General features: G+C 54.9%; 12 protein-coding genes. 5 read left to right on the top strand and 7 right to left on the bottom strand.

Annotated features, from left to right (window positions below):
- Window positions 1-104: 104 nt before the first annotated feature.
- From glnS to chiQ, 3 genes are all read left to right on the top strand, one after another.
- The gene (glnS, locus tag HWQ14_RS21035) at window positions 105-1769 is read left to right on the top strand and encodes a glutamine--tRNA ligase (protein ID WP_176610887.1); all 1665 of its coding nucleotides are present in this window, start codon (window positions 105-107) and stop codon (window positions 1767-1769) included.
- A gap of 445 nt (window positions 1770-2214) precedes the next feature.
- Window positions 2215-3612 carry a chitoporin ChiP gene (chiP, locus tag HWQ14_RS21030; RefSeq protein ID WP_148420829.1) on the top strand — a complete coding sequence of 466 codons (1398 nt, stop codon included), beginning with the start codon at window positions 2215-2217 and terminating at the stop codon, window positions 3610-3612.
- A 47-nt stretch (window positions 3613-3659) separates the two neighbouring features.
- Window positions 3660-3989 (top strand): ChiQ/YbfN family lipoprotein, encoded by a 330-nt coding sequence (chiQ, locus tag HWQ14_RS21025; protein ID WP_148420867.1) that lies wholly within the window; start codon window positions 3660-3662, stop codon window positions 3987-3989.
- A 95-nt stretch (window positions 3990-4084) separates the two neighbouring features.
- On the opposite strand, the gene fur is transcribed toward chiQ, so the two are convergent.
- The 4 genes from fur to ybfF form a co-directional block, all read right to left on the bottom strand.
- Entirely contained in the window at window positions 4085-4531 is a 447-nt protein-coding gene (gene fur, locus HWQ14_RS21020; protein WP_003858655.1) for a ferric iron uptake transcriptional regulator, read from the bottom strand.
- Between the two features lie 291 nt (window positions 4532-4822).
- On the bottom strand, window positions 4823-5353 hold the full coding sequence (gene fldA, locus HWQ14_RS21010) for a flavodoxin FldA (protein WP_014069353.1): 531 nt from the start codon (window positions 5351-5353) through the stop codon (window positions 4823-4825).
- Between the two features lie 155 nt (window positions 5354-5508).
- Window positions 5509-5796 (bottom strand): LexA regulated protein, encoded by a 288-nt coding sequence (gene ybfE, locus HWQ14_RS21005; protein ID WP_176610886.1) that lies wholly within the window; start codon window positions 5794-5796, stop codon window positions 5509-5511.
- 128 nt (window positions 5797-5924) lie between these two features.
- Window positions 5925-6698, bottom strand: a complete 774-nt coding sequence (gene ybfF / locus HWQ14_RS21000; protein WP_176610885.1) for an esterase — start codon at window positions 6696-6698, stop codon at window positions 5925-5927.
- A gap of 183 nt (window positions 6699-6881) precedes the next feature.
- Here ybfF and seqA point away from each other — a divergent pair, with 183 nt between their 5' ends.
- Window positions 6882-7427, top strand: a complete 546-nt coding sequence (gene seqA / locus HWQ14_RS20995; protein ID WP_176610884.1) for a replication initiation negative regulator SeqA — start codon at window positions 6882-6884, stop codon at window positions 7425-7427.
- 24 nt (window positions 7428-7451) lie between these two features.
- On the top strand, window positions 7452-9092 hold the full coding sequence (gene pgm / locus HWQ14_RS20990) for a phosphoglucomutase (alpha-D-glucose-1,6-bisphosphate-dependent) (protein ID WP_148420824.1): 1641 nt from the start codon (window positions 7452-7454) through the stop codon (window positions 9090-9092).
- A gap of 103 nt (window positions 9093-9195) precedes the next feature.
- On the opposite strand, the gene potE is transcribed toward pgm, so the two are convergent.
- The 3 genes from potE to speFL form a co-directional block, all read right to left on the bottom strand.
- Window positions 9196-10509 (bottom strand): putrescine-ornithine antiporter, encoded by a 1314-nt coding sequence (potE, locus tag HWQ14_RS20985; RefSeq protein WP_176610883.1) that lies wholly within the window; start codon window positions 10507-10509, stop codon window positions 9196-9198.
- Complete coding sequence (gene speF, locus HWQ14_RS20980; RefSeq protein WP_176610882.1) at window positions 10506-12704, bottom strand: ornithine decarboxylase SpeF; 2199 nt, start codon at window positions 12702-12704, stop codon at window positions 10506-10508. Before speF ends, potE begins: the two co-directional genes overlap by 4 nt.
- A gap of 253 nt (window positions 12705-12957) precedes the next feature.
- Window positions 12958-13062: a leader peptide SpeFL gene (speFL, locus tag HWQ14_RS20975; protein WP_003858645.1), complete on the bottom strand. Its 105-nt coding sequence runs from the start codon at window positions 13060-13062 to the stop codon at window positions 12958-12960.
- Between the last annotated feature and the right edge of the window lie 22 nt (window positions 13063-13084).

The raw sequence follows: 13084 nt of genomic DNA, 5'->3' as shown, positions 1-13084 counted from the left end.
TTTGCCCCCATTATTTTCTTCCGGGACGTTTTAAGGGTTGTCACTACGTCCGGCTTATAAGATCATATGCCGTTATACGTTGTTTACGCTTTGAGGAATCCACGATGAGTGAGGCAGAAGCCCGCCCGAGTAACTTTATTCGTCAGATCATCGATGAAGATCTGGCCAGTGGTAAGCACACCACGGTGCATACGCGTTTCCCGCCGGAGCCAAACGGCTACCTGCACATTGGTCACGCTAAATCGATCTGCCTGAACTTTGGCATCGCCCAGGATTACCAGGGACAGTGCAACCTGCGTTTCGATGACACCAACCCAGTAAAAGAAGACATCGAATACGTTGAGTCGATCAAAAACGACGTGCAGTGGCTGGGCTTCAACTGGTCTGGCGATATCTGCTACTCCTCTGACTATTTCGATCGGCTGTACGCCTATGCGGTTGAGTTAATCAACAAAGGTCTGGCCTACGTTGACGAGCTGTCTGCTGACGAAATCCGTGAGTATCGCGGTACGCTGACTCAGCCTGGCAAAAACAGCCCGTTCCGCGATCGCAGCGTGGAAGAGAACCTGGCGCTGTTTGAAAAAATGCGCGCCGGCGGCTTCGAAGAAGGTAAAGCGTGCCTGCGCGCCAAAATCGATATGGCGTCACCGTTCATCGTGATGCGCGACCCGGTGCTGTACCGCATTAAGTTCGCGGAACACCATCAGACCGGCAATAAGTGGTGCATCTACCCGATGTACGACTTCACCCACTGCATCAGCGATGCGCTGGAAGGCATTACGCACTCTCTGTGCACGCTGGAGTTCCAGGACAACCGTCGTCTGTACGACTGGGTGCTGGATAACATCACGATCCCCGTGCATCCGCGTCAGTACGAGTTCTCTCGTCTGAATCTGGAATACACCGTGATGTCCAAGCGTAAGCTGAACCTGCTGGTAACCGACAAGCACGTTGAAGGCTGGGACGATCCGCGCATGCCGACCATCTCGGGCCTGCGTCGTCGTGGTTATACTGCCGCGTCCATTCGCGAGTTCTGCAAACGTATCGGCGTCACCAAGCAGGACAACACCATTGAGATGGCCTCGCTGGAATCCTGCATTCGTGAAGATCTGAACGAAAACGCGCCGCGCGCGATGGCGGTTATCGATCCGGTGAAGCTTGTCATCGAAAACTATCACGGCGGCAGCGAAATGGTCTCTATGCCAAACCATCCGAACAAACCGGAAATGGGCACCCGTGACGTGCCGTTCAGCGGTGAAATCTGGATCGATCGCGCTGACTTCCGTGAAGAAGCGAACAAGCAGTACAAGCGTCTGGTGCTGGGCAAAGAGGTTCGCCTGCGCAACGCCTACGTGATCAAAGCCGAGCGCGTGGAGAAGGATGTAGAAGGTAACATCACGACTATCTTCTGTACCTATGATGCAGAGACGTTGAGCAAAGATCCGGCGGATGGACGTAAAGTGAAGGGCGTTATTCACTGGGTGAGCGCAATGCACGCGCTGCCGGTTGAGATCCGCCTGTACGATCGCCTGTTCAGCGTGCCGAACCCTGGCGCGGCGGAAGACTTCCTCGCCACCATCAACCTGGAATCGCTGGTCATCAAACAGGGCTACGCGGAACCGTCTCTGAAAGCCGCTGAAGCCGGTAAAGCGTTCCAGTTCGAACGTGAAGGTTACTTCTGCCTGGACAGCCGCTACAGCACGGCTGAAAAACCGGTATTTAATCGTACCGTGGGTCTGCGCGATACCTGGACTAAGATCGGCGAATAATAACGCTGCACTGGTCAATGAGAAACAAACGCCGCGTAATGCGGCGTTTTTTTATTTAACGATCATGTCGTTAAGCAAAGGGGGAAAAAGTATAAATAAAAAATGCAGGTCAACGTGGTGCTACTTATTTTTTTGAAAAAAGTTTCTCTGTTTATGAAAAACGGAATCCGCTTAAAATAAATTCTTCATTACCTTGTTACTTACTGAAAACGCGTCTGTTCCCCGCCAGCGCTCACTCCGCGGTAATTGTTACAAGCCGCTACGAAATATGTGCACTTCGTCATAATCCTGACTTTTGCCTCATTAAAAGCATTGATAATTCGCGTCGCGAAAAATAACCTAAAGACGGTAGTTAATTCGAGGGTATTTCTGACTACCCCTGACCGTTTGGTCTTTTTATTTTTCGCCGTTTAAGGCGTTTTAATTCGTCAAAGAGGAATAATCTATGCGTACGTTCAGTGGCAAACGTAGTGCGCTGGCGCTGGCTATCGCCGGTGTGACAGCAATGTCGGGACTGGTGGTTGCGCCAGAAGCAAAAGCAGCCGGTTTCATCGAAGATTCTACCCTCACGGGCGGTATTTATTACTGGCAGCGTGAGCGTGACCGTAAAGACGTCACTGAAGATAAATACAAAACCAACCTTTCTCACTCCACCTGGAACGCCAATCTGGATTTCCAGTCGGGATATGCCGCCGATATGTTCGGTCTGGATATTGCGGCATTTACGGCAATTGAAATGGCGGAAAATGGCGACAGCGGCCACCCGAATGAAATTGCTTTCTCCTCCAGCAACAAAGCTTATAAAGAAGACTGGTCCGGGGATAAAAGCGGCATCAGCCTGTATAAAGCGGCTGCGAAATTCAAATATGGCCCGGTCTGGGCGCGTGGTGGCTATATTCAGCCAACCGGCCAGACGCTGTTAGCCCCGCACTGGAGCTTTATGCCGGGTACCTATCAGGGGGCGGAAGCTGGCGCTAATTTTGACTACGGCGATGCGGGTGCGCTGAGCTTCTCCTATATGTGGACCAACGAGTACAAAGCGCCGTGGCACATTGAGATGGACAAGTTCTATCAAAACGATAAGAAAACAAAGGTCGACTATCTCCACTCGCTCGGCGCGAAGTATGACTTCAAAAACGATCTGGTGCTGGAAGCTGCCTTTGGTCAGGCTGAAGGTTATATCGATCAGTATTTTGCGAAAGCCAGCTACAAATTTGATATCGCAGGCAGCCCGCTGAGCACCAGCTACCAGTTCTACGGTACGCGCGATAAGGTCAGCGATGGCGGCGTAAATGATATCTATGACGGTACGGCCTGGCTGCAGGCGCTGACCTTCGGCTACAAGGTAGGCCAGGTCGATTTGCGTCTGGAAGGGACGTGGGTGAAGGCAGAAGGGCAGCAGGGCTACTTCCTGCAGCGTATGACGCCAACCTACGCCTCCTCCAACGGTCGCCTGGACATCTGGTGGGATAACCGCTCTGACTTCAACGCCGACGGTGAAAAAGCGGTCTTCTTCGGCGCGATGTATGACCTGAAGAACTGGAACCTGCCGGGCTGGGCGGTAGGGGCATCCTACGCGTACGCCTGGGACGCGAAGCCGGGGGATATGGCGACGCCGGACGCTTACTACGATCCGAACTACCGTCTGAAGGAGTCTTCATACAGTCTGGATGCGATTTACACCCTTCAGGAAGGCCGGGCGAAAGGCACGATGTTTAAGCTGCACTTCACCCAGTATGACAACCACTCCGATATCCCGAGCTACGCGGGCGGTTACGGCAACATCTTCCAGGATGAACGTGACGTGAAGTTCATGGTCATCGCGCCATTCACCATCTTCTGATGTAGAGTCCGGCGGGTTAGCTCCCGCCGAACCGGAGACTAAATATGATGAAAAAAATCGTAATCGTCGCGCTGCTGGCATCGGGGCTGGTGGCGTGCGCGCAGGAACCGGCGCCAAAGGAAGATTCTCGCCTGAAGGAGGCGTATAGCGCCTGCATCAATACCGCGCAAGGCTCGCCTGAGAAGATTGAAGCCTGCCAGAGCGTGCTGGACGTGCTGAAAAAAGACAAGGCGCACGAGCAGTTCGCCACGCAGGAAACCGTTCGCGTGATGGACTATCAGGCCTGCATTCAGGCGCGTAAAACGGGTAACGACCAAGAAGTGGCGAAGCGTTGCGATAAGATTTGGGAAGACATTCGAAGCAATAACGGTAAGTAACCTGCTGTTATCCTGCCCGGTGGCGCTGCGCCACCGGGCTTTTTTTGGGCAAAAAAAAGCCAACCTTTCGGCTGGCTCAGAGTATGAACGCTAACTTATTTTGCGTCGTGCGCGTGTTCATTTTCGCGGCAATCACCTTCAGCGCAGTGACCGTACAGGTACAGGCTGTGGTTAGTCAGGCGAATGCCGTGACGGGCGGCGATTTCACGCTGGCGTGATTCAATGGAATCATCGCTAAATTCAATGACCTTGCCGCAATCGAGGCAGATCAGGTGATCGTGGTGATGCTGCTGAGTCAGCTCGAACACGGATTTACCGCCTTCGAAATTATGACGAGTAACAATGCCCGCGTCATCAAACTGGTTCAGCACACGATAGACGGTTGCCAGCCCAATCTCTTCACCCATATCGATAAGACGCTTGTAAAGGTCTTCCGCACTGACATGGTGATTGTCTGGCCCCTGAAGCACTTCAAGGATTTTTAACCGAGGAAGCGTTACTTTCAGGCCAGCTTTCTTTAATGCGGTATTGTTGTCAGTCATGCGGAATCTGTCCTGTTGCTAAACGATTCACTTCTAAAGAAGAAGTGACAGAAAATGCACTTGGGATAATGCGTCTCATTATAGAACTGCCATGGCTAAATGAAAACTGCAAGTCTCAAGCAAAGTATGCTTATAAAAACGTGGTATCACCAACAAACTTGTTCGATGGCACCCACTTTTTACCAGGGGGATATTGTACAGGTCTGAACGAAAAAGTTAAAAGTTTGTAGCAATTAATTTAATCGGTATAACCTGGAAAACGGGCGCAACCGGAGCTGCGCCGCAGGGAAATCAGGCGTTAAGAATGTCGTCCAGGTTCAGCTCTTCGCGGATCTGCTTAACCCATTTTTCAACACGCTCAGCGGTCAGCTCTGGCTGACGATCCTCGTCAATCGCCAGGCCAACGAAGTGATCGTCATCTGCCAGGCCTTTAGAGGCTTCGAAGTGATAACCCGCCGTTGGCCAGTGGCCGACAATTGCCGCACCGCGTGGCTCAATGATGTCGCGAATGGTGCCCAGCGCATCACAGAAGTATTCAGCATAGTCTTCCTGATCGCCACAGCCGAACAGGGCAACCAGCTTGCCGTTGAAGTCGACTTCTTCCAGCGTCGGGAAGAAATCATCCCAGTCACACTGCGCTTCGCCGTAGTACCAGGTCGGGATGCCCAGCAGCAGGATGTCATAGCCCTCGAGATCTTCTTTGCTGCTCTTGGCGATGTCATGCACATCAGCAACGTCTTTACCGAGCTGTTTTTGAATGTTTTTTGCGATATTTTCAGTATTGCCGGTATCACTGCCAAAGAAAATGCCGATGATTGCCATGAGTAAAATAACCTCTTGAAACTTAATGGTATGGTGGCGCAAATTGTCCACGGATAAGGGCAATAATAGCAGAACTGGCAACCCTGCGGAAACAGCTATCACGCAGGACTGCACTCTGTGCTACATGAAAAGGGTAATATTGGGGATTTTCTGAGTTACGCCTTGCCGCGTAAGGCCTCAAGTTGGGCGATCAGCATCTCTTCGATCAGTTCGCTGCGGCTGATGTTGCGTGCTTCAGCCAGCTCGTTAAGCGCATCGACGGCATCGGCATTCAGCTTCAGTTCGACACGCTTAAGCCCACGATTTTTATCGCGTTTAAGCTGGTTGCGTTTATTAATACGCAGCTGTTCGTCACGCGAAAGCGGATTCGTTTTCGGTCGTCCCGGTCGACGCTCATTCGCGAACAGATCTAGTGTCGTACGGTCCGTTTGTTCTTTGGCCATGATTCTGAGACTTCGGGGGAAACACGCCGCCCTGCTAATGCCCGGGCGATAAGCGCGCCATCATACATCACCCAAATCCACACGCCAACGACTGGAAGCCCGTCGTCTTCCGGTCGCTGGCTTTTTAATCAATTCGCAGTATCAGTGAGATAGCGACGAATGGCGCGCAGTACGGCATCCGGTTTTTCCGCGTGCACCCAGTGCCCGGCACCGGCAATCACGTGGGCGCGAGCCTGCGGGAACTGCGCCAGCAGCGTGTCGCGGTACGCGTCAGTGACGTAGGGGGAGTTACCGCCACGGATAAAGAGGGTAGGGTGCGGCCAGGCGGGTACATTCTCCCAGCCCACGATGTGCGAATATTGGTCCCACAGCACCGGCACGTTAAAGCGCCATTGTCCGTCCACAAACGATTTCAACAGGAACTGCACCACGCCCTCTTCATCAAGATGGTCGCGCATAACGGCAGCCGCCTGCTGGCGGGTGGAAGCGCCTGACGCCGTCACGGCGCCGATCGCAGCAAAAATTTCATCGTGGCGACGAACGTCGTAATTGACGGGCGCAACGTCAATGACCACCAGCCCGGAAATGCGCTCGGGCGCGAGCGCGGTGAGCGCCATCACCGCCTTGCCGCCCATTGAGTGCCCGATGAGCGTCGCGGTCTGGATATCGTGCGCATCCAGCGTGTCCAGCAGATCCTGCGCCATGGCCGCGTAGGTCATCTCCTCTGAACGCCCGGAAAGACCGTGGTTTCGCATATCAACCTGAAGAATTTCATGATCGGTAACCAAATCGCGCGCCAGCACGCCCAGGTTATCCAGGCTGCCAAACAGGCCGTGAACCAGTACGATGGGAGAATTATTGTTCGGCGATTGTGCAGTTTGCGCTCGGGTATTCAATTTCATGGCAAAGTTCTTTTTTTAGGTTTGTCAGGTTAGGGTATCATGTTGACCATTCTGCCGCCCGGGGGCAAGGATCCAGTTTAATCCGACTTTTGCCGCCAACCTGGTTTGACGCTATCCGCTGTTGGGATTAGACCTTATAATCTCAATGACTTGTATTCAGATAAGATATCGCACTGGATTAAGATGAAAACAATCGAAGTTGATGACGAACTCTATCAGTATATTGCCAGCCAGACGCGGCATATTGGGGAGAGCGCGTCCGACATTTTACGGCGCATGCTTAAAATTTCCGCCGCCTCACAGCCCGCTTCTGTCTCTAAAGATGTCGTGTCTCAGCCGAGCGTTGTCGCACAAGTAGAACCTGCCGTCATGCCGGCTAAAGACAAAGTGCGCGCCATGCGCGAGCTGCTGCTGTCTGATGAATATGCAGAGCAGAAAAAGGCGGTTAACCGCTTTATGCTGGTGCTGTCTACACTTTACTCACTGGATAACAAAGCGTTTGCTGAGGCGACAGAGTCGCTCCACGGTCGTACTCGCGTTTACTTCGCCGGCGACGAGCAGACGCTGCTGCAAAATGGCAATCAAACCAAACCCAAACACGTTCCCGGTACACCATACTGGGTGATCACCAATACCAATACGGGCCGCAAGTGCAGCATGATCGAACATATCATGCAGTCCATGCAGTTCCCGGCGGAGTTGATCGAAAAGGTTTGCGGTACAATTTAACCCTTGCATCAGAAGGACCAGGCAATGGCAAATCACAGCCGTGCAGGCCAACCTGCACAACAACGCGATTTGATTAACGTCGCTCAGCTGACCGCGCAGTACTACGTGCTGAAACCGGTTCTGGGCAACGCAGAACACGCAGTGAAGTTTGGTACATCTGGCCACCGCGGCAGCGCGGCGCGCCACAGCTTTAACGAACCGCACATTCTGGCCATTGCTCAGGCCATCGCGGAAGAGCGCGCCAAAAATGGCGTCACCGGTCCGTGCTACGTTGGGAAAGATACCCACGCCCTGTCTGAACCCGCTTTTATCTCGGTGCTGGAAGTGCTGGCGGCGAACGGCGTGGACGTGATTGTTCAGGAGAACAACGGCTTTACGCCAACGCCTGCGGTTTCTAACGCCATTCTGGTACACAACAAAAAAGGCGGCGCGCTGGCTGACGGTATCGTCATCACCCCGTCCCACAACCCGCCGGAAGATGGCGGTATCAAATACAACCCGCCGAACGGTGGCCCGGCAGACACCAACGTCACGAAAGTGGTGGAAGATCGCGCGAACGCGCTGCTGGCTAATGGCCTGGACGGCGTGAAGCGTATCTCCCTGGATGAAGCCATGGCCTCCGGTCATGTGAAAGAGCAGGATCTGGTGCAGCCGTTTGTGGAAGGGCTGGCGGATATCGTTGATATGGCCGCCATCCAGAAAGCCGGCCTGAAGCTGGGCGTGGATCCGCTGGGCGGCTCCGGTATTGAATACTGGAAGCGTATTGCCGAGCATTACAAGCTGGATCTCACCATCGTGAACGATCACGTCGACCAGACCTTCCGCTTTATGCATCTGGATAAAGACGGCGCGATCCGTATGGACTGCTCCTCTGAATGCGCAATGGCTGGCCTGCTGGCGCTGCGCGACAAATTCGACCTGGCGTTTGCTAACGATCCGGATTACGACCGCCACGGTATCGTCACCCCTGCGGGTCTGATGAACCCTAACCACTACCTGGCTGTGGCAATCAACTACCTGTTCCAGCATCGTCCGCAGTGGGGCAAAGAGGTCGCCGTCGGTAAAACGCTGGTTTCCTCCGCGATGATCGACCGCGTGGTCGACGCGCTGGGCCGCAAGCTGGTGGAAGTGCCGGTGGGCTTTAAGTGGTTTGTTGACGGTCTGCACGACGGCAGCTTCGGCTTTGGCGGTGAAGAGAGCGCGGGAGCATCCTTCCTTCGCTTCGACGGCACCCCATGGTCAACCGATAAAGACGGCATCATCATGTGCCTGCTGGCCGCGGAAATCACCGCTGTCACCGGCAAGAACCCGCAGGAGCATTACAACGAGCTGGCGGAACGTTTTGGTGCGCCAAGCTACAACCGTATTCAGGCTGGCGCGACCTCTGCCCAGAAGGCGGCCCTGTCCAAACTCTCTCCGGAGATGGTCAGCGCAAGCACGCTGGCGGGTGACCCGATCACCGCGCGTCTGACGGCGGCACCGGGCAACGGCGCGTCCATCGGCGGCCTGAAGGTGATGACTGAAAACGGCTGGTTCGCGGCGCGTCCATCCGGTACGGAAGATGCGTACAAAATCTACTGCGAAAGCTTCCTCGGCGCTGAGCACCGCCAGCAGATTGAGAAAGAAGCGGTTGAGATTGTCAGTGAAGTGCTGAAAAACGCGTAAGTGGTGTTTGGTGCGGGCTGGTGCCCTCACCCCGGCCCTCTCCCACAGGGAGAGGGTGAAAACATGGAAAACGGCAACCTCAGGGTTGCCGTTTTGCTTTTACCTAGCCGTGCTTATTCTTGAGTTCAAATCTCGGCGACACCAGGCCGTACAGCGTCCAGCCCATAAATGTCACCATCGCGCCGTACAGCATCGCTTCCTGACCGGAAGAGTAGAGCGCGTAGAAGCTGTAAATCGCCCCCGTCAGCGCCACAATATTTGCCGCCCGGGCCTTTCGCGGATCCACTTTCGCCACCTTCTGAATAATCACCAGCGCCGCCATCGACAGAATGTAAGGAATGATGTTCGTTACTACCGCCAGGTTGACCAGCACGTTGAACTGGCTGTTCAGCGACGGGCTGATTGTCATTAACGACAGGCCGCTCTGGACGATCGCAATGGCCAGCATGCCCTGCACCGGCGCATCGGCTTTTGTCACCCGGGAGAAGATTTTCGGGAAGTAGCCTTCGTCAGCCGAAGATTTAAACACCTGTGCGATGGTGAACTGCCAGCCGAGGAGCGAGCCGCAGCAGGACATCACCATCAGCCCCATGATGACTTTCCCTACCTCCGGGTTGAACATCTTCGCGAAGGCCAGCCCGAACGGTGCCGTGGAGTTTGCCAGATCCGCGTTTGGCACAATCCCCGCAATCACGTTAGTGGAGATGATGTAGATCACCGCCGCGCCCAGCGTTCCGCCGAGCACCGCGATGGGGACATTTTTCTCCGGATTTTCCACCACTTCAGCGTTTGCGCAGGCCGACTCCAGGCCGAGGAAGGCCCACAGCGTCATGGCGATAGAAGATCCGACTGCGGAAAAGAACGGCACGTGGTGCGGGTTCCAGGAGTTCGCGTACAGCGTCGGGCTGAACCAGAACCAGCCGATAACGCACAGGCCGACCACAGGGATGATCACGCCCCAGACGGTGATGCTGCTGAGCTGTCCGGTGATGCGCGCGCCGCCGAAGTTGGCGACGGTGCAGATCCACAGCACGCCGATGGTGGCTAAACCAATCTGTACCGGACTGAGCGTCGCGCCAAACAGCTCCGTGCCGTAGCCGACGGCGGAAATAGCAATCGCCACGTTAGCGATCAGCAGCGATACGCCGTAGGTGTAGTTGGCCATAAAGTTACCGGACTTGCCGAACGCATATTCGGCGTAGCCGCCCATGCCGCCTGACTTGCGGCTGAACATTCCACACTTGGCAAACGCCCACGCCAGCGCCATCGATCCCACGGCGGTGACCAGCCAGGAGATAATCGAAATCGTCCCCACTTCGGCGAGCTTGGTGGGCAGCATGATGATCCCGGACCCCATCATGTTCACCATGGTGAGAATTGTCAGCTGCACCACGCCCATCTTGTTGGCCTTACTCATACTTTTTCTCCTTTCAGCAGCGCGGGCTGAGCGGCAGGTTGTTTAATGACGTAGCAGCGCACCTGTTTACGACCGTCACGCTCCTCGACGTACACGCCCTGTAGCTCCGGCGCAAAGCCCGGCAGCAGATTGATCCCGTCCTCCAGCGCGGCAAAGTAGCGCAGCACGGAACCGCCCCAGACTTCCCCCGGGACCACGCACAGCACCCCCGGTGGGTAAGGGAGCGCCCCCTCCGCGGCGATACGGCCTTCTGCATCGCGCAGGGAAACCAGCTCGACTTCCCCGCGCAGGTAGGCGTAGTTCGCCTCCTGCGGGTTCATCATCACGCGCGGGAAGTGGGACTTGCGGAACATCTCTTTTTGCAGCTGCTTGACGTTATGGCGGGCATAGAGGTCGTGCATCTCCTGGCAAATCTGGCGCAGGGTGTAATTCGCGTAACGTTCCGGATGCTGCTTATAAAGAGAGGGGAGAACCGCTTTCAGCGGCGCATCGCTCTGGAGCAGCTTTTCGAAGCGCACCAACTGGGCGACCAGCTGCTGCAGTTTGCCCATGTCCTCCGCCGGGGTGAGCAGGAAAAGAATGGAGTTGAGGTCGCATTTTTCCGGCACGATGCCGTTTTCACGCAGGAAGTTGGCAAGGATAGTGGCGGGCACGCCGAAATCGTCATACTCGCCGGTGCGGGCGTTTATTCCCGGCGTGGTCAGCAGCAGCTTGCACGGATCGATAAAATACTGGTGCTCGGCGTAGCCTTCAAAAGCGTGCCAGCGCTCACCCGGCACGAAGTGGAAGAAGCGTAAATCCGTCGCGATCTCCGCCGTGTCCCAGCTTTCCCACGCCTTGCCGTCAACCGTTTCAGGGACGAAAGGACGAATAAACTGGCAATTTTCCAGGATCAGCTTGCGTGCCTCAATGCCCGTCACCACGCAGTCCATCCACATATTACGGCCGCTTTGCCCCTCATGCATGCGGGCGTTGATGTCCAGCGCGGCAAACAGCGGGTAGAACGGGCTGGTGGAGGCGTGCATCATAAAGGCGTTGTTGAGGCGCTTGTGCGGGACATAGCGCGGCTGGCCTTTGATGTGGCTGTCCTTCTTGTGGATCTGCGAGGTTTGCGAGAATCCCGCCTGCTGCTTATGCACGGACTGGGTAACCAGGATCCCCGGATCGTTCTCGTTCAGCTCCAGCAGCAGCGGCGAGCAGTCGGCCATCATCGGGATAAACTGCTCGTAGCCGACCCACGCAGAGTCAAACAGAATGTAGTCACACAGGTGGCCAATGTTATCCACCACCTGACGGGCGTTATAAATGGTGCCGTCGTAGGTGCCCAGCTGGATCACCGCCAGACGGAACGGACGTGCGTCGCGCGCGCGGCCCGGCGCAACCTCCGACACCAGCTCACGCAGGTAGCTCTCCTCAAAGCAGCGTGCGTCAATGCCGCCGATAAAGCCGTACGGGTTGCGCGCCGTTTCCAGGTACACCGGCGTTGCACCCGCCTGCAACAGCGCGCCGTGGTGGTTAGACTTGTGGTTATTACGATCGAACAGCACCAGATCGCCAGGGGTAAGCAGGGCGTTCAGCACCACCTTATTGGAGGAGGAGGTGCCGTTCAGGACGAAGTAGGTTTTGTCAGCGTTAAAGACTTTTGCCGCATGCTGCTGGGCGATGCACGGCGCGCCTTCGTGGATCAGCAGGTCGCCCATTGCCACGTCGGCGTTGCACAGATCGGAGCGAAAAAGCGTTTCGCCAAAGAAATCAACAAACTGATTGCCGGCAGGATGGCGGCGGAAGAACTGGCCTCCCTGATGCCCGGGACAGTCAAACGCGCTGTTGCCCTGCTGGACGTAATCGACCAGCGCGCGGAAGAACGGGGGACGAAGCTGGGTTTCGTATTTCTGCGCGGCCGCTTCCAGCTGGCGTCCGTAGAACGCACTGCAGCTGTCGGCGTACTCAAAAACGCCGTGAATACGCGACAAAAATTCAGCCGGAACCATTTCTTCCTTATGCGTGGCAATAAACACCGGGATGCCAAATCCCGTGGCCTCTATCTCTTCAATTGCGCCAGTGAAAATATCGCTGACGGCCAGAACCACGGCCGCCACGTCAATATAATCCGAAGCGTTAACGTCCACCATTTCGCGCTGGGTAGTAAAACATTCAGGACAGGCACGGCTGACGGCAATTTTTAATTTTTTCATCTTTCTCTCTTTATTCAGGCAATATTGATCCCTCGACTTCTTATGAGAAAGAAATCGATTGTTTCCGGAAAAAAAGCAAAGCGTGACCGCTGATACGGAAATCAGTTATTTGCTTTTTGCTGAGTGAAATTCAGTCCGCCCGGATGCGGAGAATCTGAATTACAAGAAATGAGCGCAGGTGTTCACAGGCAACAGCCTGTAAAATAGCGTGTTTCAGGATGACCTGTAAGCAGATGCGCCAGAAGTCGAAGGACTACCGGGCGTTAAAGAGGTGAAAGTCAAAACAGTTTCGGTGGGCAAACATCATGATATGCGTTGTCCGCCTTATATGGGGCATTAAACGGTTATTGTTTTCCATGTTCAGTTTCCTTTCAGTAATT

Source organism: Enterobacter cloacae, assembly GCF_013375935.1.
Lineage (GTDB): Bacteria > Pseudomonadota > Gammaproteobacteria > Enterobacterales > Enterobacteriaceae > Enterobacter > Enterobacter pasteurii.
Note: the sequence above shows the minus strand (reverse complement) of the source record. Positions and strands in the feature narration are given on the sequence as shown.